Raw genomic sequence first — 23682 nt, forward strand, 5'->3', positions numbered from 1 at the left:
GATTATGGAAGATTTACATTCAGAAACACAGCAAGCAGAACCGGAACCGGGACCCAAGGTGATCGGTCTTACCGGTGGTATAGGCTCAGGAAAGACCACTGTAGCCCATTTTATTGAGGACTTTGGATTTCCTGTTTACTATTCCGATGATAGGGCGAAAGCCATTGTGAATGAGAGTGAGGATTTAAAGGTAAAAATAGTAGGTTTACTGGGCGATAAAGCTTATGATGCAAATGGGCTATATGATAGAAAATTTGTAGCAGAAAAAGTTTTCAATAATAAGGAACAGCTTCATGAATTAAATGAGATTATTCATCCTGCCGTACGGATTGATTTTGAAGAATGGCTTAAAAAACAAACTAAGTATCTGGTCTTTAAAGAAACTGCTTTATTATTTGAATTAAAGCTGAACCGGCAGTGTTACAAATCTCTTTTGGTCACTGCTGAAGATAATATCAGAGCCAAAAGAGTCATGGACAGGGATGGGAAAACTTACCGCGAAGTAGAATCTGTCATGGAAAAGCAGATGCCGGAAAAAGATAAGATAAAACTCGCAGACTGCATTATCTATAACAATAGCAACCTGGAGGATCTTAAGGAACAAACTGAACAGATCATCTTTAGTATTGAATAAAAAAAACCTCGTTAGAAAAATTTCTAACGAGGTTTTTAATGTAATTTTTTTAAACAAAAAACTTTCAGCAATAAATAAGCCCTCATTTCTGAGGGCTTATTTGTATTTGAAATTTAATATTATTCTTTAATAAATTTCTTTTGAACCGTTACACCATTGTCATCGATATCTATTACATAAATACCATTGATCAATTTGCTGACGTTGATCTGGTTGTTAAGCAAAATACCGTCGCTGATGATCTGCCCTGCAGAATTGTAGATCTTATATTTAGCTTTTTTGCTAATATTCTTCACATACAATACTGTGCTTACCGGGTTAGGGTAAATCATGATATCAGTCTGGTTAACAGAGTTAGGCACTCCCGGTTTAGCAATTCTTACTGAGTAATCCTCTACTTCCCCATTTGCAAAATTTGTACAGTTCACAGGAACTCCGTCTCTCATCATTGCTACTCTCATTACTACATACTTATAGTTCGTCATACTTACATATGCGTCTACAGGTACGTTGAATGTTCCTGTAACAGGACTTGTAGTGTTCGGAGGTGATGTAAGTACTCTTTCATCAATATCAAAGTATCCGTTTCTGTTGAAATCTATCCATACTGCAATTCCTTCATTATGGTTAGTTCCGTTCCATTTTTTCTCAATCGTGATCTGATTTCCAGTAGATCCCTGCACCATTTCTATGAATGTGTCAGGTACTCCTGTATAATTTGTATAGCTGGAAGGTCCTGAAGCATTTTCCATTTTAGGTCTTCCAGTTGGAACTACCGTAACTTTGGAAATATGTTCGTTAACAGCATTTTGAGAACCCATCTGACAGTAGGTTACTGTAGGTGTCGTGAAATAGTATGGAGGCGTGTATGTACCCGGTGTACCGTTACAGATGTTCACAACCTGCATTTCATATTTCGTTTCTTCCAATAATCCTGTTATTGTGTAAGTATTCGTTGTTAGAGGGACATTGGTCCAGCTTGGAATACCTACTTTTCTATATCTCAGGATATAAGTTGCACCAGGGAAACCTTCCCATGTAACTTCAGCCGATGTAGGGGTAATCTGAGTGATAGTTAACCCTGGAGGAGGAAGCTCACATGTTCTTTCCGTAGTAAATACTTTCGGATTTGAATATGGGTTAAGAGTATTTTCTCCAACACACTTATTTGCAACTCTCACTTCATATTTTGTATACGGATCTAAACCTGTTAACAAATGAGTGTTAGTAGGAGGAGCAATGTTAGGAACCTGAGTCCAAGTAGCAGCTCCTACTTTTCTCCATTCCAGTGTATACGTGGAGCTCGCTGCAAGCGGTGCCCAAGTGATCAATGCAGAGTTTGTTGTAATATTACTTACTGTAACATTTGGAGGTGTAGGGTCACATCTTGTTACGAATGTTTTGATCGGTGTAAATGTACCGATAGCATCTCCACAAACAGTAGCCACCTGAACTTCATAGATTGTAGCCGGAGTTAAACCGTTCAATACAAGTGGAAGGTTGTTTAACAATGCTGAAGCATATACTTCCGTCCATGCTCCCGGAGGAGTTGCCTGAACTCTGTATCTTACAAAATAAGTGACATTGGTTGCCGAACCGGTTAACGTAAGCGTGGCAGAGTTATGAGTCGCCGTGATAGTAGGCTGGTTTGGTGTTGCATTGCTACAAGGTCTAATTTTCACTGCATAATCCTCAACCTCACCGTTGACTGCATTCTGGCATAATACCGGAGCACTGGTACGTTTAAGCACTACTCTCATTGTAGTTGTCAGCGGACCTGTATAAGCTGTTCCCGGAACACTGAAACTATTATTAGTAACAGGAGTTGCAGTACTCGCTGCTGAGTTTATAATCTGTTCTGAGGTGTCAAAAACCCCGTTTCTGTCATAGTCTATCCAAACTGATACTGCATCATTGCTCGTGGCACCTGTCCATCCTTTTGCTACAGAGATTTTATTATTTATAGAACCTGCATCAAGAGTGATTAATGTTTGAGGTGTTGAATAGCTTGTATAATTATTCTGTACAGTTGTATTACTCATCACCGGAACTCCAGGGTTAGAAGACGTAACGGTTACATTTGAAATGTGGTCGTTAGTTCCCGTACCTGTCATCGGGCAATATGAAAGTGGTGGTGTTGTAAACTGTACTGTTGTAGAGTATCCTCCTGTAGAAGTTCCGCATGTAGTAGAAACCTGTACATCATATTTAGTCTGCTCAGTAAGACCAGGAATAGTATAATTACTTACTCCAGGTGCTAGAGTTACAGGTGGAATTGTATAAGTCCCTGCAGTAGCCAGCTTCCATCTGATGGTATAAGTAGCATTCGCAGCACCCATCCAATAAACCGTAGCTGTAGAAGCTGTAAGGTTTGTAACGGTAATATTCGTAGGCGGCGCAGTAGTACAAGCAGGCTGATCAATCAATTTTACTGCATAATCTTCTACTTCACCCCAAGTGAACGTTCCACAAGCAGCAGCTGCTCCACTTTCTCTTAATGCTACACGCATACGGGTATTAAGATTTCCTGTGTAAACTCCTCCAGCAACGTTAGGTACAGTGAAGGTAGCAGTAACAGGAGTGGTAGTATTACTTGGTGAATTCAGTACTTGCTCAAAACTTTCAAAAACTCCGTTTCTGTTAAAGTCAATCCATACTCCTGTTCCGAACGACCATTGAGTTCCAGGCCATGACTTTTCAATAGTAACGGTATTAGCTCCTAAACCTCTCACTAAAGTAATAAGCCTTGCAGGATCTGTAGTGTAATCCGTATAATTGCTGAAATCTGAAGTACTGGTCATTGGTATTGCAGCATTAGGAGTTACCACAACTTTACTGATAAAGCCATCAATCGTAGTACTTGTAGAACCCGCATTACAATAAGAAATAGCAGGAGTTGTAAAATTAGTACTTGTAGAGAATGGTCCTTGCGTTCCACAGATTGTAGCAATCTGAACTTCATATTGGGTCTGTTCTGTAAGATTGTTTATCGTATAACTGCTCGCAAGTGGAGTAGTAATATTTACGGTATTCCATGTTGGCGCAGTTACAGCTTTATATCTTAGCACATAAGTAGCACCTATTGAAGGCAGCCAGCTCACAAGAGCTGTAGTTGGTGTAATATTGGACACTGCAATATTCGCTGGAGGCGAAGTACTACATGGTTGTAAGGCAATAACATTTAATGTAAAGTCTACAAAATTACCCCACGCTGCAGGTCCACATGAAGTATTGGCTCCAATATAGGATGTTGATGTTCTTACTCTGTAATTACCAGGAGCCTGTGTTCCGGGTATTACAATTGATGCTGTTCCGTTTGTAACATAACCGGTAGTTGCCAGAATGGTTTCCCCCGGATCATTAAAACTCATATTATTATTCCAGTCAACCCAAACATAATAATTATAAGTGCTGGTTCCACTGTTCAAGTTCATGGTTATTGTATTGGTTGGTAACCCTGAAAAAACTGTGGCTGAATTATTAACATACGCTGTATAGGAGTTAGCAGAATAATTTAAATTCGTAATTCCTCCTGTTGTAGTAATCGTTTTCAGGTAATATGAAGTTGAACTAGAACCCCCTGTTGGCGTACAATATCCTGTAAACACGTTCACAGGTCCTATCCATGAACTCTGGTCTGATGTACTACATCTTGATCTAACCCATATATAATAAGCAGTATTGGCGGTCAATGGAGAAAGTGTTGCACTTGTTCCTGTAGTAATCGTCTGCGAAGGCACAGTTGCAGCCGTTGGGGCTGTAGGAGATGTACTGTAATATACATCATATCCTCCCGCAGGTACAGATGAAGGAGCAGTCCAGCTGATCGCTGCACTCGTTGGTGTTACCGCTCCTAAAGTTAGTCCGGAAGGAGGTAAACATGAAGGAGCAGCCCCAAAAGTCAATTGAATATTGGGTCTATTGGAGTTAACATTTCCTGTATCAGTTGTAGGAGGTGAATTATCCGTTTCAATATACATATGCTTTGACGTAGCACTGGAATAAGCAAAAGCACTTCCTGATGTATTTCCGGTACCTGTACCACCATGATCAGTCTCAACCAATACCATCAGATTTTCGGTTCCGTTATAATAAAAAGGAGACTGTAGGGTGAATGTATTCCATCCTGTAGTGATATTGTTGATCGTTCCGCTATACACTAAAGTAGCGCCGGCAGTTGTCGCAGACCAGACTTGTGATGTAATAGTGGTTGTAGCAGCCGGAACAGATTTTAAATAAATCTTTACCGGGAAAGTTGCTGTTGTTGCTGTTGTAGCATTCCATGCAACTGTCTGTACACTCCCACCCGCAGGCAGATTGATTTCTGCTGCTGTATAAAGTGATGCATCTCTTTGAAATCCATAGTACACACCCAAAGGATATCTTTGAGTATTTGTACCTGTACCAATGGTAATTGTTTGTGCCTGTGAAAACAGTCCGAAGACCATACAAAGCAATGTTATGAGCACCCTAAAAGGCCTGCTCATTTTACAGAGTAAAAATCCACTCATATTTTTTAAATTTAGTTATAATAACAATAGTAAATAAGTATAGTGTTCCCTATTTGCTGACGTTCAAATATGCTTGAAACATCTATTTTTACAGATAACCTGTATTGAAAAAAATAGTTTTTTAATTCATACGCTAATATTTTAATAATTACACAAATCTAATAATTTTTTCACTATTAATGTATTCATTCAAATATTTTTTTGTAAAAATTTCACAATAATAATACATTCTATACATTAAAATACAAAATCCTCAGGAGAGCCTGAGGATTTTATATTATTGTTAATTACTGTTATTTCTTGATAAATTTAGACCTGAACTGATCTTTTCCTTTTTCATCAATTGTGATGACGTATCCGCCTTTCACTAAATTTGAAACATTGATCTTTCCGTCATTAATATTTCCATTTCCTACCAGCTGACCGGCAGTATTGTAGATTTTAAAAGCCGCTTTATCTGAAACTTTAGTTACGTTCAGAATATCACTTACTGGGTTAGGATAAATCTGAATATCGTTATTTGGATTGCTAACATCGTTTGTACTCAACGGAGATGTTATTACCACATTATAATCTTCAACTTCTCCATACTGCAAGTTTCCACATGCTCCGGTTATAGTACCACCTGTTTGATCACCTCCGTAAACCAGTAGTACTCTCATCCTTAATGTCTGATTCTCAATAGCAGAAGAAGGAATATTAACTGTAGAAGTAACTGGAGCTGAAATAGGTGTTGCAGGAACAGGGTAGTTAAGAACTCTCTCCGCAACTTCAAAAATTCCGTTTCTATTATAATCAATAAAGGCAGCAACTGCGTCTAGGTCAGGATTTGAAATTGTTACTGATAGTGGATAAGAAGTTCCTTTTACCAGATTTATCTGAAGAGCAGAATTCGTGGTATAATTTCCATAGTTTGTCTGCAATGAGCTGTTGTTAACATTGGCAATTGTCACATTCGAAATATATTCATAAGCCGGATTTGTAGATATCGAAGTGGCTGGACAATATGTTACTGAAGGAGTACTGAAATTAGTTGAAGAAGAATATGTTCCTGTAGTTCCTGAACATACTGCAGCAACCTGTACTTCATATGCAGTTCCGTCTACTAAATTATTTAATGTTACATTATTTACAGTAGAAGTCACTTCAACCCAATTCGTTTCACTTAATTTCTTATATCTGATCTTATAAGAACCTGCATTAATAATTGGTGTCCATGAAATGTACGCAGATACTGTTGTAAGGTTAGAAGCAGTTATATTGGTTGGCGCACTTCCGTCACAAATTGAAAATGCACTTACAGCGATAGATTTCACAGCATAGAATACATTTCCTATAGCGGAAATTCTCAATTTTATATTCTGTCCGTTCAATGAAGCTGGAAGAGTCATATTTTCTGTTCCGTCATTTGCAGTTGAAGCAGAAAGAACAGTCCAAGTAGTTCCATTGTCGGTAGTATAATCAATTTTTACATTAGCAACATTATAAGGGGCTGCATTTGTATTCGCTATATTCCACTCAAGCATTGTAGGAGCAGTTGTATTGGCGTAAGCGGTATTTATTTTAAATGGACCGTCATTACCTACTACTATTGTCTGTTCCGCAAACTGTGACTGCTGTTGTGCAGGGTTAGCATTATTATCTCTTACTGTTACTGCAAAATGAGTAGTTCTTGCTACTTTGGAAACAGATTCCCATAAGTTATTAGAATTATCCAATACTCCGTTAAGTACAGAAGACAGCTTAGGGAAATATCTTGTAGGACTTGCAGTAGGAACAAGCGATCTGAATGTAGCTCCTGTAGTAGTAGTCCCTATGTTTGTTTTATTAATAACAACATTGGCGTTATCAATCTGTTCCCACATATAAGTAATAGGATCATTTTCAGGATCCGTAGCCGAAGCTGTTAAAACAAATGCCGTTTCCTTAGGAATATTATAAGTAGGCAGTGGAGCTATTACCGGAGGATTATTCGTAATTGAAGTTTCCACATCACAAGTCTTATTAATCAGATTGGTCTGAATCTGTCCAATACTTGCTTTATGAAAGAAAGCATCCGAGTGCGGCTGAACGTCCGTATTAGCGCCTGTAATACCAGCATACCCCATAATAGTGGTTCCTGAACCCGGCTCCATGTTTACTCCTGAACCTTCTAATGCATGTGCAAAAGTATGGTTCGCGCCCAATTGATGCCCCATCTCATGAGCAACGAAATCAATATCAAAATTATCTCCTACCGGACTTGTGCTCTGTGTAAATGCAGAACCTTTTCCTCTCGGCACAGTAGTAGTCGGCGAAATACATACGCAGCCAATACATCCTGCATTTCCATTATTCCCTGCAGCATTGAATACGTGTCCAATATCATAATTCTCCTCTCCTACATCTGCAGTAAGAGTCTGTTGAAGCTGTAAATTCAAGTTGTTTGTGTAAGGATCAGTTGCTGCATTGGTATAGATAATTCCCGGTAGATCCAGGACATTCAGATGCAGGGCAAGATCTTTTTCAAAAACCGCATTTACTCTGGTCATTGTGGCATTTACAGCCTGAATAGCACCTAGCTGCGTTCCACCATGAAAAGCTGTATACTCTCCTGTAACAGACATAGCCAATCTCATGGTTCTATATTTCTTATCAGAAGTTTTTGAAAAATCAGTTGGCTGGTTAGTAAAATTCTGGCCGGCTGTAAGCATCTCCTGAAGCTGATTAACTGCTTTTGGGCTTTCAGAGGTTGTACATACAAAGCTTTTACCCTCTGTATTTAAAGTTTTAGGATGTACTCCGTATAATGTTTTATCTGAATTCTGCGGATCAATGAATTCATATTCACCTCCTTTGATAATCATAGACTGAAAATCATTGGGGCCAACAGAGAATCTCAGATATTTGGAAGGATCATCAACGCCTACTCCCACATAGGAGCCCAGATTATATCTATCAGCTAATGATTTAACAAGAACAGGAAAGCTATAAACGTTAAATTTCTCTATTTTACCATTTAATGTTGGCATAGAAATCACCACCGCTTTATTCCCACTCCCCATTTCCTGAGCATTTTTCAATTGCTGTCTCAGGATATCCAAATCTAATTTGTAATGTTGTCTGACACCAGTTGATTTTAAATTGGTTGATCTGACTTTAGCATCAGGCTTGGTGGGAATCCATTGGGCAGAGACCATCCCTCCTATCAAACCTAAACACAAAGTAGTAATAAGTTTCTTCATATTATTTAAACATTAGATTAATTTCACAAATATAGCATTTCTATTAAAACAAAATCACTAAACAATAAAGAATAATAAAGAATAAATATAAATCGATTTAATTACAAACTTATCACTACAGCAAAAATCCCCAGGCATAGCTGAGGATTTTTTATCGTAAAAGTGAATTTATTCTAAAATTTATAGGCAATATTCCAGGCAAAGCCCATATTGAATTTAGCTGAGCTTTTACCAAATCCAGGAACAATCATGGGTGTAATATCATCCTGCTTGGACGTGTATGCCAAATATTTTGGCTGAAGATTGACATCTATATAAAAGTTGGATTCAAACAGCTGTACTCTTCCTCCCAAGGTTCCTTCCACCCATGCAGAGGTTTGTGAAGACGATGGAAATGCCACAGATGAAGTACTTCCCCCAAACCCACGAACCGGAATTGCCATATATTCCTGATTGTAGAATGCGGCTCCTATTTTACCTCCTGCATAAAAACCATTGAATTCATTTTCAAGATCTTTTGCCAGCATATAAAAAGCCCCCAGTTTTATAAAGGGACCGCTTGCTTTTGCATCATAACCATTCTTTTGATATACATTTTTTTCAAAGCCGGCTTCTGCAATAGCGTGTACATTTCCTTTCACTTTTGATGAAATAAAACCCTGGTAAAGCATTCTATCCGAGAAAAAAGAAACACCGGTATTAAGAACATCAAAACCTACCATAAAATTCGGTTTGTATTTTTCCTGAACTTTTTTGGCTTCCTGGGTCTCCTTTTTTTCCTGGGCGAACCCGGTTATTCCTATTATGCTAAAAAAGAAGGAAAAGATTAGTCTTGTCTTCATTCTCAATTTGGTTTTGTCCTGCTTCGAGCTGTTGTACAGGATTTGATTGTATTAATTTTGAGCTTAAATTCTCGTATGTTTTTTTGATTCCACATCCCGGGGAAACATATGTACTCTTCGTTGTATAATTAATGCGAACATGAGATTCTGCCCCTTTATCTGCAAGTCTGAAATAAACATCTGTATAAGGGGAATCATCCACTCTTAGCGGGATAAGCCTTGAATCTATTTTCTCAGCTTTCCCCAGTTGTACTTTCCCAGCCCCATAATCTACGGCTACATATAATGAATCCAAAATAACTGCTTTACCAGATTCAAGAGATTTGAATGCCACTTTTATCCTGGGTGTCCCTTCACCGCTTTCGCAGATATCGTCATCTCCACCACAGGAAAAGAGCATTCCAACGAAGCAGATCATGATAAGAAATTTAAAATATTTCATCTGCATATTTTTATTTTTTATTTTGGTCAGATGGAACTTACGTTTCATATTAAGATTTGAAATCAAATTTAAATAAATTTATTTTTTAATCAGCAATGCTATATTTTCCACGTGGTGGGTTTGCGGGAACATATCTACCGGCAGGATTTTCACCAGCGTATAATGTTCTTTCATCAGAGCAAGGTCTCTTGCCTGTGTTGCTGAGTTACAGCTTACATAAACTACTTTTTCCGGAGCAAGTTTCAATATCTGTTCTACCACTTTCTGGTGCATCCCGTCTCTTGGCGGATCCGTAATTAAAACATCTGCTTTCGGATGATTTTCTAAAAATTCATCGTTAAAGACATTTTTCATATCTCCACAATAGAATGTTGTGTTGGTAAGACCATTTAATTCGGCATGCTCAATGGCTGCATCAATAGCCTCCTGAACAGATTCTATGCCTATAACGTGTTTTGCATTTCTGGCAACATATTGGGCAATAGTCCCTGTTCCTGTATAAAGGTCATATACTACTTCATGACCTTTTAAATCAGCAAACTCTAATGTTTTTCTGTAAAGTTCCAAAGCCTGTTTGTAATTGGTCTGAAAGAATGATTTAGGACCTATTTTAAACTTCAGCCCATCCATTTCTTCCATCAGGAAACCTTCTCCTGAATAAATATTGATATCCAGATCGTAAATAGAATCATTCTGCTTCGGATTGATGGCATAGACCAATGTTTTGATCTGCGGGAATTTCTCCAGCAAGAACTGGAAAAGCTTTTCTCTGTTTTCTTTTTCTTCTCTGTAAAGCTGGAATAAGACCATCCACTCACCTTTAGAATTCTGTCTCATCATTAAGGTTCTTAAAAAGCCTTCCTGATTTCTGACATCAAAGAAATCCAACCCATTTTGTACTCCATAGTTTTTTACAGCTAAACGTATCGCATTGGAGGGCTCTTCCTGCAGGAAGCACTCTTTCAGGTCCAGGATCTTACTCCACATTCCGGGAATATGGAAACCTAAAGCATCTTTGCTTCCGAAATTCTCTTCGGAGCTTATTTCGTATTGGGTAAGCCATCTCGCATTGGAAAAGGAAAATTCCATTTTATTTCTGTAGAAATACTGTTCTTCGGCACCTAAGATCGGAACGGTTTCAAAATCATCAATTCCGCCGATTCTTTTAATATTATTATAGACTTCTTCCTGTTTGAAATCGAGCTGTTTTTCGTAACTCATGTTCTGCCACTTGCATCCGCCGCATGTTCCGAAATGAATACATTTGGGATCTACTCTGAATGGAGACTTCTCCACAATTTCTGTGGTTTCAGCCTCATAGTATTTGGATTTGGATTTTTTCACTCTTGCATTAACTATATCTCCGGGAACCGCTCCGGAAATCAGCACGGTTTTTCCTTCTTCGGTTTTTCCTATGGCAACGCCTTTTGCGCCTGCACCAAACAGTTTAATATTTTCAAGAATTATATCTTTCTTCTTTCTCATCCCTAAACTCAATTTCTTTTAATGGCCGGATGAACCCTCCGGCTCATCCTAAATTCTATTTCTATTTTTTCTAACACCGAAAACAATCTTCCGGTTTGATTCCGCAAAAATACAATAAAAAAAACCTTATCCGAAGATAAGGTTTCCATCTATATTAAAGTTTATTATTTTGTCGGGGCAGGCTGAGGATTTACAGGCTGCGCTGAAGGATCCATCGCTCCCGGCTGCATTTGAATATTTGGCTGTACTTTCGGTGCAGAAAGACCTGTAAGTTTATCCAGGATCGTTACGACTTCCTGCTCGCCAAGGTTCACAAAAGATCTGCTTGCAATTTTACCGTCTTTGTCCACGATCACAAAGCAAGGCAGTTTAAATCCGTAAACTCCATATTTTTTAGCAATATCGGATTCTAAACCTTTTTCTCCGTACACATTTGTTCCCGGAATTCCTTTTAATAATGAGCTGCTGGTTTTTACAAACTGGTCTTTGGTATCATCTACGTTTACAAAAACAAAGTTCATTTTAGATTTATAGAAATTCACAACTTCTTTTAGTACCGGAACTGTAGCTTCACTGATATAAGGATTCCACGATGCATAGAAAAACAGCATGTATGGTTTTCCTTTATTTTCGGAAAGCTGGTAAGATTTACCGTCTACCTTTACTAATGATGCTTCCGGCGCAACTTCTCCTACTTTAACTCCATTGATTGCTACCTGCATTTTAACTAGATCTGCTTTGATACCGGCATCTGTGATATCTGTATCAATGATTTTTTTAACTTTCTCCGTATTTTTTGCAGGAGCACCCGGATGAATATCCTGAGCCACTACAAACGCTAAAAGATAATCCTTCGCAGTCTGTGAAACTTCTTTTCTGTCTTTCAGAAACTGTGCGAATACTTCAGAAGTGATCATGTCTGTTTTTCCTTTAGTCTTTGCTTCAGCATATTTCTGAAAGTCAGGACTCATTTTTACAAGAAGATACTGTCTGTATAATGGAATAGTCTTCACCATTACATCTTTATTGCCTTCCAGTTTTGTTTCATAATCCTGGAATGCTTTTGATACTTTAAATGATGGATTTCCCGACATCTGGCGCTGTGACATTTCGTAGTTGGCAAGAAGGTTAAGGATAGTTACTTTCACATCATTCTTTTTCCATTCTAAGATTCCTTTGCTTGGATTATTTTTTTGAGCAAGATCTTCTACGTTTTTATTGATGTCTGCTTCAATCTTCTGAGCTCCCTTTAAGAAAGTTTTTTCGTCTCCTGACATTAACTGCTGGATATTGATTTTACTTCCATACTCACCCAAGAACTTTTGGCTGGCCTGAAGGAAATCATTATTTTTCTTTGCATCTCCTGTAACGACGAACTCATTTGGAAAGGTCATTGCATTTCCGGAAATATTCAGGTTCTGTCCGCCCTCAAGATAAATCAGGTTTTGTCTTCCTGCATAGTTGATTACGTACATCCCATCTTTAGGAGCTTCGAAGCTTCCCGTAAAGTTTCCATTTTTATCTAAACCAATATTAACAAGTGGAAGGGTTGCCACACCTGAAGCTTCAACAAATTCAATTCTTTCGAGTGGTGAACTTCCGGTAATTTTTCCTTTAACTTCAACTTTTTTTGAACAAGACATCACAAAGGCTGTGATGATAAACAATAAAAGATATTTTTTCATTTCGATTTTAATATTACGCAAAAATACGTTTTTTACGGCTTGTTAATTAACACTATTTATTTTTTTTGAAAATTTTATGAGAACCTGTAAAATGGATACTTTAAGGCCCTTTTGGTTCTGTAAAATTCTCCCGGGAAAAGAAACAATCCTTTTCCGATACACCAAGTGCTCACCAAATATAGACTTATTAAATTAAAGAATATCTTATCTGATCAACACCTTAACAAATTTTAACAGCTGAAGTATAGGTATAAAAAAATCGTCTCCATAATGAAGACGATTTTTTATGTATTTGAATAGGTTCTATCCCTGATCTACCATGGCAGCCATATATTCTCTGTTCATTCTGGCGATGTTTTCAAGAGAAATTCCTTTCGGACATTCCACTTCACAAGCTCCAGTATTTGAACAGTTCCCGAATCCTTCTTCGTCCATAGCTTTCACCATGTTCAGAACTCTTCTTTTAGCTTCTACCCTACCTTGAGGAAGTAAAGCAAACTGAGAAACCTTAGCTCCAACGAATAGCATTGCTGATCCGTTTTTACAGGTTGCTACACACGCCCCACATCCGATACATGCTGCAGCATCCATTGCTTTGTCTGCATCTTCTTTAGGAACCGGAATGGCATTAGCATCTAATGTATTACCTGAAGTGTTCACTGAAATGAATCCTCCGGCAGCCATTACTCTGTCGAATGCGCTTCTGTCTACCATTAAGTCTTTGATAACCGGGAAAGCTGCACTTCTCCAAGGCTCAATAACGATGGTTTCACCGTCTTTGAACATTCTCATGTGAAGCTGGCAGGTCGTTATCCCTGTATCCGGGCCATGTGCTCTACCGTTGATATAAAGGGAACACATCCCGCAGATTCCTTCACGACAGTCGTGATCAAAAGCGATAGGTTCTTTTCCTTCGTTAATAATGTTTTCGTTCAGGATGTCCAGCATTTCCAGAAACGAGGAATCTGTAGAAACATCTGATATTTTGTAGGTCTCAAACTGACCTTTAGTTTTACTATTTTTCTGTCTCCAAATTTTCAGGGTAAGATGAAGGCCTTTTTTTGCACTCATAATGTTATATTTATAGGTTGGAGATTATTTATAACTTCTAGTTTTAACCTCGATGTTGTCATATATCAGGTCTTCTTTGTGCAACACTTCTGCGTTGATATCACTACCCTGATATTCCCAAGCTCCAACGTATTTATAGTTTACGTCGTCTCTTTCCGCTTCTCCATCCGGCGTGGAATGGTCTTCACGGAAATGCCCACCACAAGATTCGTTTCTATGCAGTGCATCGATAGCCATTAATTGTCCCAGTTCCAGGAAGTCTGCCACTCTGAATGCTTTTTCAAGCTCAGTGTTCATTCCTTCAACATCACCAGGTACTTTTACATTTTTCCAGAAGTCATTTCTTACTTCTTCGATTTCTTTGATTGCTTCTCTTAAACCTTCAGGAGTTCTTCCCATTCCTACTTTATTCCACATGATGTGTCCTAATTTTTTGTGGAAATGGTCTACTGAATGTGTTCCTTTATTATTTAAGAAGAATTCTATTTTTTCTTTAATTCCTTTTTCAGCCTCATCAAAATCAGGCGAGTTTGTAGGGATTGTTCCTGTTCTGATATCTGCAGAAAGATAATCTGCAATGGTGTAAGGAAGTACGAAATATCCGTCAGCCAGACCTTGCATCAAAGCAGAAGCACCTAATCTGTTCGCTCCGTGGTCAGAGAAGTTAGCTTCACCGATTACGAAACATCCAGGAATAGTAGACTGAAGGTTATAATCAACCCAAACTCCACCCATTGTGTAGTGAACGGCAGGATAAATCTTCATTGGAGTTTTGTAAGGATCGTCAGCCGTAATTTTTTCGTACATCACGAATAAGTTACCGTATTTCTCCTCAACCCAGCTCTTACCTAAGTCATACAACTGTTGATCAGTCGGGTTATGAATATGTTTTTCGATGGCAGCTTCTCTACCTTTTTTCATGATCTCTGTTGAGAAATCCAGGTAAACACCTTCCTGAGTGTCATTATTTTCGATTCCGAAACCGGCATCACATCTTTCTTTAGCAGCTCTGGACGCAACGTCTCTAGGCACCAAGTTTCCGAATGCAGGATATCTTCTCTCTAAATAATAGTCTCTATCTTCTTCTTTAATATTTTCAGGTCTTAATTTACCTTCTCTGATGGCTACTGAATCTTCAATTTTCTTAGGAACCCAGATTCTTCCGGAGTTTCTTAATGATTCAGACATCAAAGTCAGTTTAGACTGCTGTGTTCCGTGAACCGGAATACAAGTCGGGTGGATCTGTACATAACAAGGATTTGCAAAGTATGCTCCTTTTTTGTGGATTTTCCAAGCTGCAGAAACGTTTGAACCCATTGCGTTTGTAGAAAGGAAATATACGTTTCCGTAACCTCCAGAAGCAATTACAACGGCATGAGCAGAGTGTCTTTCGATTTCACCTGTTACAAGGTTTCTTGCGATAATTCCTCTTGCTTTTCCATCAACAATTACAAGGTCTAACATTTCGTGACGGTTGTACATCTTTATTCTCCCTTTACCGATCTGACGGCTCATTGCAGAATAGGCACCTAACAATAATTGCTGTCCGGTTTGTCCCTTTGCGTAAAATGTTCTTTTTACCTGAACTCCACCAAATGAACGGTTATCCAGCTGACCGCCGTAATCTCTACCGAAAGGAACACCTTGCGAAACACATTGGTCGATAATGTTGGCAGAAACCTCAGCTAATCTGTAAACGTTGGCTTCTCTTGCTCTATAGTCGCCACCTTTGATAGTGTCATAGAATAATCTGTACGTAGAATCACCATCTCCCTGATAGTTTTTAGCGGCATTGATACCTCCCTGCGCAGCAATGGAGTGTGCTCTTCTTGGAGAATCCTGATAGCAAAATGCTTTTACGTTATATCCCTGCTCAGCTAAAGTCGCTGCAGCAGAACCTCCTGCCAAACCTGTACCTACAACAATAATATCAATCTTATCTCTGTTGTTTGGTGCAACAAGGTTCATATGGTCTTTATGATGCTTCCATTTATCCTTTAAAGGACCAGCCGGAATTTTTGAATCTAATTTACTCATATTGGTATATTGATATTATTGAGTTACGAAGTGAAAAATTGCAATAAAAATAAAACCTGCAGGAATAAGGATTGAATACCATTTTCCAAAAGCTTTAATTACCGGAGTATATTTCGGATGTCTTGCACCAATAGACTGGAACGAAGATTGGAAACCGTGAGCCAAATGCAGTCCCAGTAAAATAAAAGAGATCACATATAAAGCGACTCTCCAGATATCTGCAAATTTCTCATGCAGCTCCGGCCAGAAACGTTCCGCATCAGGGGTAAGTCCTTCTACATACTTGTAATTGATTTCATGAAGCCAGAAATCATAGAGGTGAAGCGCCAAGAATGCTAAAATAACAGCTCCGGAAACAATCATATTTCTGGACATCCATGAAGAGTTCACGGAAGGGTTGTTTGAAGCATACTTTATCGGACGTGCTTTATTGTTCTTAATTTCCAATACAAATCCCATTATGAAATGGAAAATGACTGCAAAACCAAGAACAGGCTGCATTAAGAACTGCACAAAAGGATTATAGCCCATAAAATCAGATGCTGTATTGAACGCATCACGATTCAGGACTGATAACAAATTGGTCGTCAAATGCAGTATAAGAAAGATCAGCAAAAACAGAGCTGATAATGCCATCGCATATTTTCTACCTATCGTAGAACTCGTTAAACCTGCCATATAAGTTTAAATTTGAATTTCCCACAAAATTAAGAAATGTTAACAATATCGGGAAGTGAGAAATCTCACAATTAGCCAGTTTGTAATCTTTCTAAATAAGAATCTATCACATTATTTAAAGGGAAAATTTAAAAGTAGGACTTCTTATTTCAAATTATAAATTTTGTCATTATAAACGACCTTTTCTGCTGTTTGAGGAATTTTTTTTATTTCCATGGTTTGAATACGTCTTGAAGAGCAGTAAGGGCCGGCTATAAATTTTAAAATTTTCTTTTTATCAGAATTTTCTGCTATCCAGAAACAGGCCTTACTTCCTTTCTTTACTGATAATACTTTAGTTTTATTAAAATCATGAAGTAGTATTTCTTCTTTCTGATTTTCAAAAATAGTAAAGCCTGTTCTGATTATAAAAAAAACTAAAACCATCGCTACCACTCTAGTTAAATTTTTAAAATTGATATTTAAAAGTAATGGTCTCATCACATAAACGATAAAGGATAAGGATACCACTTCAGCAATATTCATCCCTATATTTGAGTAAAATAGCATATCCTTCTCTGAAAACCAGTGAATAAGGCTTAATAAAACTTGAATAGATCCGTCATATATAAACTTGATCCATGTAAAGTCGATCTTCAACCCAATGAGAACTGTCATTAAAAAAGAAAATATAATTAATATTTCTGAAAACGGAACAATCAGCATATTGGCAGGTACAGAAATTAATGAAAACTGATGAAAGTAATAAAGAACCAGCGGAAGTGTCGCCAGTTGGGCGGAAAGAGAGATCGTTATGGTATTGCAGATTAATTTTTTAAAATAACCATTCTGCCGGGGAAAATATTTCAAAAGCGGCTGGTTCAGCCAGAAAATCCCAAGCACAGCCAAAAAGCTAAGCTGAAACCCGACGTCAAAAAGCTGCTGTGTATCAATAACTAAAATAATCATTGCCGATAAAGAAAGAGAATGGAGCAAATCCGGTTTCCTCTGAAGAAGAACATAGACATAGTATACCGTGAGCATCATGCAGGAACGCATCACCGAATTTCCGAAACCAATAAATATGGCAAACAACCAAATAAAAAAGATGCTGGAAATCACCGCATACTTTCTGAATCGTAAAGGACTGAACCTTGTCAATAAAAAATAGAACATCCCAAAAATAACGACAATATGTGTTCCCGAAATAGCTAATAAATGAACCATTCCTGATCTGTTGAAATCCTCTACCGTTTCAGAATCCATTTCGGTCCTGTCTGCCAGGATGATTCCTTTTAAAAATTCCCGGGTTCTGGAAGACATTTCAACGCTGTCGATCTTTTGGAGTATTTCTAATCTGCGTTGCTGAATCTGCTCATTTAGATTTAAATCATTTCTTTCTGCGGAAAAAATTCCTTTTGACAGATAACACTGATATTCAATATTTTTTCTTTTCAGATATTTATTATAATCAAATTGAAAGTCATGCTTTGGAGGTCTTGGCTTTGATAGGTAAGCCTCGGCTTTGTAATAATGTCCAAAATCAAGTTCTTGATCTGTTTTTTGAATATAGAGAACAGCATTGAAACTTTCTTTTCCAACATGAATCACAGCCTCATATTTTTTATTTTTCTCTGTAGAATTCAATTTCTTTAAGATCTTAAAAAATACGGTTCCATTTTGAGGAACAGACAGATTTCCGGACGAAAAAGTATTGAAAAAATGAAGAGTTATTCCGGCCCCGAAGAACATCAACCCCAAAAGTATCGCTTTTGCTTTATGCAGAAAATAAGAATTCAAAAAATATAGAAGGAAAATTGATAAACAGCTCGCGGACACCATATAAATCATCATTTTATCCAGCGAAAATTTATCCTGAAGAAAGATCCCGAGTATAAAACATACGGATAAAATGAGAAGTGGCTGCCTGTTCAACTGTACAATATTTACACTCAAAAAGTAATTCATTTATTTGGTTATTTAATAACACAAATTTTGCAGAATTGATGCATTATTCCCAATTAAATGAATAATATACGGCTTGATTATTTACTATGAAATCAAGTTTTAAATAAAAAAATAAAGCCATCTGCAAAAGATGACTTTTTATTAAAAAACTGCATATAACAGCAATTTCTATTATTTAATTAAAATTTTTAATGTAATATATCTTTTCGTAAATGAAATATCTTTCCAAAGGATAATTTTCTAATTATTTACCACTTAAAAAAATTTGTCTGCCAACCGCTTCGTTTCTTTTATATAGAACCAGGAATCTTTTCCGTAATCTTCATATTTGAAATCTCCTGCCTTTTTAGGAATGGCGGGCTCTATCTGTGTTCCTTCATGCCATTCATTGAAAGAAGTGATTCTGATAAAATCCGGATTTACTTTTGCAGCTGCATCAAACATTCTTTCATAATATTTTCCGTTTTCTCTGCTTTTAAAATTGGCTTCATTCCAAGGTCTTATTCTGGTATCGGAATAACCTGGGCCTACGCACGGAATAAAAATAAGGTTCCTGTCTTTTGCGTATTTCGAAAGATAATTCCAATTGGAAGTTGTGCTTCCGAAAACAAAACCATCGCTGGCAAAATAGGTATAAAAGCCATCAAAACCAGATTTTACAAAAAATTCCGAATGTTCTTTTTCAACCCATAATCCTATGTAAACTCCGTCTAACTCTGTTTTCCGAACCGTTTTTTCTCCATTTTCAGAAAGAAGCTCAGACCATTCTGACGGTGAAATTTTATAACTGTCATAAACATAGTACAGCGGCTTACCATCAATTTTATAAAAAGCATGATGTAGCGAATAGGCCTTCACCAAATAGGAAATCTGCTCTCTAAGCTCAGTTATATTTTTATAAAACGGTTCTATGTGAAAAGCAACCTTTAAATGAAATTGGTCAGCTATATCCAGATATTGGGCAATACTCTTATCTACAAATGAATCTTTTCCCAGCCAGCTTAAAACAACCACTCCAATACCGGATTTCCGGATCATTTCCATATGCTTTTTAATGATCGCAGGATCATTCGAGCTGTAATTTCCCAAAGCGGGATAAAAATTAGCACCAATATCATCTGCGCCTTTGTAGTTTCCTAAATTGTTCCATTTTGGATTGCTCCAGTGAGGTAAGATATCATGATTCCAATGATCATATTTCCCGTCAACCTCAGGGTTTCCGTACCATCCATAATAGAAGATCTGGACCTTATCCCGGGATTTGCTCTTTTGAGCAAAACTTTTCGGTGAAATGCAGATCAATAAAATTAATACCAGAAAGCTTTTAAACAAATTCATTTGATAAAAATTAAAAATCTATAAATTATTCAGGATATGGATGGCCTTAAAAACTAAGATCATTCCGAAAGAGTAATTAAATACTTAAAATTACCTCAGCCGCTTTTTCACTGGCCCCTTTTCCGCCGAGCTTTTCTCTTAAAAGGCTATAATCTGCCAAAACCTGATTTCTTTTTTCCCCTTCTATCACTTTATTGAGCTCTTTCACAAGGTTTTTGGTATTCAGATCGGTCTGGATCAACTCCTTCACAACTTCTCTGTCCATGATCAGATTGACCAGAGAAATATATTTAATGTTTTTAACAAGTCTTTTTGCAATGGCATAAGAGATTTTGCTTCCTCGGTAGCAGACAACTTCCGGAACATTAAGCAAAGCCGTTTCCAGTGTTGCTGTTCCCGAAGTTACTAAAGCTGCTTTTGAGCACCTCAGCAGATCATATGTTCTGTTGGAAACAAAATGGACGTTGTCATCCACATATTTTTGATAGAATTCTTTCGGAAGGCTTGGTGCACCGGCAATGACAAACTGGTAATTTTTAAAATATGGTCTCACTGAAAGCATAATTTCAAGCATCTTTTCCACTTCCTGCTTTCTGGAACCGGGAAGAAGCGCTATGATTTCTTTTTCATTAAGACCGTTTTCTTTTTTAAATTCTTCAACATTGATATCATTCAATCCGGCTATTGCATCAAGAAGCGGATGCCCTACAAAATGAGAATGAACACCATGCCCTTTATAAAAATCCTCTTCAAAAGGAAGAATGACCATCATTTCATCTACATATTTTTTAATGATCTCTACCCTGCCTTCTTTCCAGGCCCAGAGCTGTGGAGAAATATAATAGACCACTTTTATCCCGAGCTCCTTCGCAAACTTTGCAATTCTTAAATTAAATCCGGGATAATCAACCAGAATAAGAATATCGGGTTTGTTTTTTCTGATATCCTCCTTGCAGAATTTGATATTGTTGAGGATGGTCCTTAAATTCATAGCGACTTCCAGAAAACCCATAAATGCCAGATCACGGTAGTGTTTTACCAATGTTCCTCCCTGTGCTTTCATAAGATCGCCGCCCCAGAATCTTATTTCCGCCTGTGGATCTTTCTGTTTAAGGGCTTTCATTAAATTGCTTGCATGCAGATCACCGGAAGCCTCTCCTGCGATAATATAATACTTCATTTCTATAGTAAGGATAGAGAACAAATTAAGGTTTACTTGATCTTAATTTGTAAATTTGTCCAAAGATAATGATAAAAAATGTCAGAAGAATTTGAAATCCGAAATAAAGTTGCTGAAAGCGGCCTTGTGAATTTCGACCTATCCACTCTGGTTCCTAAAGGAATAAGAAAGGGTATTGACCTTAAAGATTTTCTTTTCCAGGAATTGATTCTAAAGGAAAAAGATTTCAGGGAGAAGGTAGATGCCATCAATACTGAAGAATATGAAGACGCTTATATATATATTTACAATTCTGTAGATACTATTGTTCCGTTGTGGGCTTATTTCGTATTGACCGCCAAGCTTACAGACGTTGCGAAAAAGATCGTCTTCGGAGACCGTGAAGATTTGGAGGTGATCCTGATGCACAATGCTATCCAGACTTACGATTTTGAAGATATGAGGGGTAAAAGAGTTCTTGTAAAGGGCTGCTCCGACAAAGAAATTCCTGAAAATGCATACATAGAACTGGTTGAACAATTGAAACCTTTAGTAAAATCACTAATGTTTGGCGAAGCCTGTTCTAATGTTCCTATTGTAAAGAATTAACATGAGGAACTCTTTATCCGCCTTATTTTTATTCTTTATTTTTCTAGTAATTTACTACTCTGGGAGCTTTACAAAAATTCCTTTTGCAGACTGTGTTGGTTTTGTGCTGGATGCTGAGAAAGGTAAATTCATGACAACGGCTACGGCTACTACTCATTTCTTATATATCAATACGGTTATTTTAATTAAAAATATAACCGGGCTTAATGGGATCGAGGCAAGCCGTTTATTGGTAGTTTTTTCAGGAGCCGCAACCGTTTCCGTGATCTATCTTACTGTTAAAAGTATTACGAAAACAGAATGGGCTTCTCTCACAGCAGCATTTGTTTTTGGTTTCAGCTTCTCATTCTGGCGAAATGCAGAGATTGTAGAAGTATATACGTACAACACCTTATGGATAAGTCTTTTTTTCTTCTCGATTATCAAGAGTTTTATAGAAAACAAAAAACAATATATTGTATGGGCAGGTATATTTTTAGGCATCAGCCTTTGGGTACATATCCAGAATATTTTACTGATCCCTGCTTTCTTACTTTTCCTTTTTTATTTTAAAAGTCAAAAAAAATATTTCTATCCTTCATTGTTGGTATTTGTACTGTTATTCGCCTCATTATTTATTCTGAATATATCACAGGGGCTTTCTTTCAATTCACCATATAGCTCGGATCAGGGAAACTGGGTGGAAGAATCTTTCAGGAAAACCTTTTTGCAGTATGTTAAAGATTTTTTCCAATCTTTCGCTTATCTCATCTATAATTTCAACTTATTTACTTTCTTCGGAGTAATGGGTGCTGTATTTCTATACAAATCTAACAGAAAAATGTTCTTTGTTTTTCTTGCAGGATCTTTGTGTGTGTATGGCTTTTCAACTTTTTATGCAGTTTCGGATAATTATGTTTTTTTTCTTCCTTTCAACATTATTTTTGCATTGTCTGTGGGATACGGGCTGTCACATCCGAAATATGCTGCTCTCAAAAAAATGTCATGGGTCTGCCTGCTTATTCCCTTAGGATATGTGTTTGCTTATAAAGCCGTTTTCCAGACAGAAAGAGGAAAGGCATTCCACGACTTCAAAAAGTATAAAGGCGGCCTGGACTATTATATACTGCCATGGATGAATGACAATGCCGGTATTCTGGAATTTACAATTGATAAAAAAGAAGCTCCGGAACCTATTAACTGGATGACCCTGAGTGCTCTGGAATATATAAAACTGCTAAAAAGTAAAGGATATACGGAAGAGGAGATCAAAAAACTTTAACAATAATTGTGAGGCAAAAAATTCCGTGAATCACATTTTTTGATATCTTTGATTTACTTAATATTTTAAAATAAACACAAACATGAGTTTAATCGACCTACTTACAGGTAGCACCAGCAATCAGGTTGCTGAACAGGCAGAAAACAAATTCGGAATCAGCAGAAACCAGATTATCGCCTTATTGGCAGTAGCTGCACCTTTGGTTATTTCTTACCTTAGAAACAAGTCTCAGGACGCTAACGAAGCAGAAGCTTTAAATAACGCTTTAGATAAAGACCACGACGGAAGTATTCTAGATGATGCTTCACAAGCTGAAGCCAGACAAGCTGAAGGAGGATCTATCCTTGATCATGTTTTTGGCGGGCAAAAAAGCACTGTAGAAAATCAGCTTTCTCAAAATACAGGGATCTCAATTGATAAAATCGGGCCTATTTTAGCGATGCTTGCTCCGGTAATTATGGGATATATCGGTAAAGAGAAGCAACAGAATAATGTAGGAGCCGGAGGATTGGGAGATCTTTTGGGCGGAATTCTTGGAAATGCATCTAACCAGGCTCAGGAACAGCAATCCAGTCCTTTAAATGACATTTTGGGAAGCGTTTTAGGAGGTGGCCAGGCCCAGTCCGGAGGAAACCCACTTAACGACATCTTAGGAAGCGTACTTGGCGGTGGCGGACAGCAACAGCAACAACAGGGAGGCGGATTAGGAAGTATCCTTGGTAACCTTTTAGGAGGAAAATAATTTAATTTTGTATATTG

General features: G+C 37.5%; 16 protein-coding genes. 4 read left to right on the top strand and 12 right to left on the bottom strand.

Annotation, left to right across the window (positions count from 1 at the left end):
* Positions 1-4 precede the first annotated feature (4 nt).
* Positions 5-634, top strand: a complete 630-nt coding sequence (coaE, locus tag J2T03_RS19130) for a dephospho-CoA kinase (RefSeq protein WP_306845363.1) — start codon at positions 5-7, stop codon at positions 632-634.
* A gap of 119 nt (positions 635-753) precedes the next feature.
* On the opposite strand, the gene J2T03_RS19135 is transcribed toward coaE, so the two are convergent.
* From J2T03_RS19135 to lpxB, 12 genes are all read right to left on the bottom strand, one after another.
* A complete protein-coding gene (locus tag J2T03_RS19135; RefSeq protein ID WP_307220936.1) occupies positions 754-5145 on the bottom strand; it encodes a GEVED domain-containing protein in 4392 nt (1463 codons plus the stop codon).
* Positions 5146-5438: 293 nt separating this feature from the next.
* Positions 5439-8369, bottom strand: coding sequence for a reprolysin-like metallopeptidase (locus J2T03_RS19140; protein ID WP_306845366.1), 2931 nt, complete (start codon positions 8367-8369; stop codon positions 5439-5441).
* Positions 8370-8542: 173 nt separating this feature from the next.
* Positions 8543-9211 (bottom strand): DUF6048 family protein, encoded by a 669-nt coding sequence (locus tag J2T03_RS19145; protein ID WP_306845367.1) that lies wholly within the window; start codon positions 9209-9211, stop codon positions 8543-8545.
* On the bottom strand, positions 9177-9653 hold the full coding sequence (locus tag J2T03_RS19150) for a DUF6452 family protein (RefSeq protein WP_306845369.1): 477 nt from the start codon (positions 9651-9653) through the stop codon (positions 9177-9179). The genes J2T03_RS19145 and J2T03_RS19150 overlap by 35 nt, the downstream gene beginning before the upstream one ends.
* A gap of 78 nt (positions 9654-9731) precedes the next feature.
* Entirely contained in the window at positions 9732-11138 is a 1407-nt protein-coding gene (gene rlmD, locus J2T03_RS19155; protein ID WP_306845370.1) for a 23S rRNA (uracil(1939)-C(5))-methyltransferase RlmD, read from the bottom strand.
* Between the two features lie 164 nt (positions 11139-11302).
* Positions 11303-12823, bottom strand: a complete 1521-nt coding sequence (locus tag J2T03_RS19160) for a TlpA family protein disulfide reductase (protein ID WP_307220938.1) — start codon at positions 12821-12823, stop codon at positions 11303-11305.
* Between the two features lie 303 nt (positions 12824-13126).
* Positions 13127-13894: a succinate dehydrogenase/fumarate reductase iron-sulfur subunit gene (locus J2T03_RS19165; protein ID WP_034701967.1), complete on the bottom strand. Its 768-nt coding sequence runs from the start codon at positions 13892-13894 to the stop codon at positions 13127-13129.
* A gap of 24 nt (positions 13895-13918) precedes the next feature.
* Positions 13919-15931 carry a fumarate reductase/succinate dehydrogenase flavoprotein subunit gene (locus J2T03_RS19170; protein ID WP_307220939.1) on the bottom strand — a complete coding sequence of 671 codons (2013 nt, stop codon included), beginning with the start codon at positions 15929-15931 and terminating at the stop codon, positions 13919-13921.
* A 15-nt stretch (positions 15932-15946) separates the two neighbouring features.
* Positions 15947-16609 (bottom strand): succinate dehydrogenase cytochrome b subunit, encoded by a 663-nt coding sequence (locus tag J2T03_RS19175; protein ID WP_306845378.1) that lies wholly within the window; start codon positions 16607-16609, stop codon positions 15947-15949.
* 144 nt (positions 16610-16753) lie between these two features.
* Entirely contained in the window at positions 16754-18556 is a 1803-nt protein-coding gene (locus J2T03_RS19180; RefSeq protein ID WP_307220941.1) for a ComEC/Rec2 family competence protein, read from the bottom strand.
* 255 nt (positions 18557-18811) lie between these two features.
* Positions 18812-19894: a glycoside hydrolase family 99 protein gene (locus J2T03_RS19185; protein ID WP_307220943.1), complete on the bottom strand. Its 1083-nt coding sequence runs from the start codon at positions 19892-19894 to the stop codon at positions 18812-18814.
* Positions 19895-19970: 76 nt separating this feature from the next.
* A complete protein-coding gene (gene lpxB, locus J2T03_RS19190) occupies positions 19971-21074 on the bottom strand; it encodes a lipid-A-disaccharide synthase (RefSeq protein ID WP_306845383.1) in 1104 nt (367 codons plus the stop codon).
* Positions 21075-21152: 78 nt separating this feature from the next.
* Here lpxB and J2T03_RS19195 point away from each other — a divergent pair, with 78 nt between their 5' ends.
* The 3 genes from J2T03_RS19195 to J2T03_RS19205 all read left to right on the top strand — a co-directional run bounded on the left by J2T03_RS19195 (position 21153) and on the right by J2T03_RS19205 (position 23665).
* The gene (locus tag J2T03_RS19195) at positions 21153-21662 is read left to right on the top strand and encodes a DUF2480 family protein (RefSeq protein WP_307220944.1); all 510 of its coding nucleotides are present in this window, start codon (positions 21153-21155) and stop codon (positions 21660-21662) included.
* Position 21663: 1 nt separating this feature from the next.
* The gene (locus J2T03_RS19200; protein WP_306845386.1) at positions 21664-22923 is read left to right on the top strand and encodes a protein O-mannosyl-transferase family; all 1260 of its coding nucleotides are present in this window, start codon (positions 21664-21666) and stop codon (positions 22921-22923) included.
* A gap of 82 nt (positions 22924-23005) precedes the next feature.
* The gene (locus tag J2T03_RS19205; protein WP_306845388.1) at positions 23006-23665 is read left to right on the top strand and encodes a DUF937 domain-containing protein; all 660 of its coding nucleotides are present in this window, start codon (positions 23006-23008) and stop codon (positions 23663-23665) included.
* Positions 23666-23682 lie beyond the last annotated feature (17 nt).

It is taken from the genome of Chryseobacterium lathyri (genome assembly GCF_030812195.1).
Taxonomy (GTDB): Bacteria; Bacteroidota; Bacteroidia; order Flavobacteriales; family Weeksellaceae; genus Chryseobacterium; species Chryseobacterium lathyri_A.

Excerpts from the sequence above, each read along its gene's own strand:
- J2T03_RS19145 (WP_306845367.1), bottom strand. The coding sequence starts at position 9,211 with ATGAAGACAAGACTAATCTTTTCCTTCTTTTTTAGCATAATAGGAATA.
- J2T03_RS19175 (WP_306845378.1), bottom strand. The coding sequence starts at position 16,609 with ATGGCAGGTTTAACGAGTTCTACGATAGGTAGAAAATATGCGATGGCA.
- J2T03_RS19185 (WP_307220943.1), bottom strand. The coding sequence starts at position 19,894 with ATGAATTTGTTTAAAAGCTTTCTGGTATTAATTTTATTGATCTGCATT.
- lpxB (WP_306845383.1), bottom strand. The coding sequence starts at position 21,074 with ATGAAGTATTATATTATCGCAGGAGAGGCTTCCGGTGATCTGCATGCA.
- J2T03_RS19180 (WP_307220941.1), bottom strand. The coding sequence starts at position 18,556 with ATGAATTACTTTTTGAGTGTAAATATTGTACAGTTGAACAGGCAGCCA.
- J2T03_RS19135 (WP_307220936.1), bottom strand. The coding sequence starts at position 5,145 with ATGAGTGGATTTTTACTCTGTAAAATGAGCAGGCCTTTTAGGGTGCTC.
- J2T03_RS19140 (WP_306845366.1), bottom strand. The coding sequence starts at position 8,369 with ATGAAGAAACTTATTACTACTTTGTGTTTAGGTTTGATAGGAGGGATG.
- J2T03_RS19165 (WP_034701967.1), bottom strand. The coding sequence starts at position 13,894 with ATGAGTGCAAAAAAAGGCCTTCATCTTACCCTGAAAATTTGGAGACAG.
- J2T03_RS19200 (WP_306845386.1), top strand. The coding sequence starts at position 21,664 with ATGAGGAACTCTTTATCCGCCTTATTTTTATTCTTTATTTTTCTAGTA.
- J2T03_RS19150 (WP_306845369.1), bottom strand. The coding sequence starts at position 9,653 with ATGAAATATTTTAAATTTCTTATCATGATCTGCTTCGTTGGAATGCTC.
- J2T03_RS19170 (WP_307220939.1), bottom strand. The coding sequence starts at position 15,931 with ATGAGTAAATTAGATTCAAAAATTCCGGCTGGTCCTTTAAAGGATAAA.
- rlmD (WP_306845370.1), bottom strand. The coding sequence starts at position 11,138 with ATGAGAAAGAAGAAAGATATAATTCTTGAAAATATTAAACTGTTTGGT.
- J2T03_RS19195 (WP_307220944.1), top strand. The coding sequence starts at position 21,153 with ATGTCAGAAGAATTTGAAATCCGAAATAAAGTTGCTGAAAGCGGCCTT.
- coaE (WP_306845363.1), top strand. The coding sequence starts at position 5 with ATGGAAGATTTACATTCAGAAACACAGCAAGCAGAACCGGAACCGGGA.
- J2T03_RS19160 (WP_307220938.1), bottom strand. The coding sequence starts at position 12,823 with ATGAAAAAATATCTTTTATTGTTTATCATCACAGCCTTTGTGATGTCT.
- J2T03_RS19205 (WP_306845388.1), top strand. The coding sequence starts at position 23,006 with ATGAGTTTAATCGACCTACTTACAGGTAGCACCAGCAATCAGGTTGCT.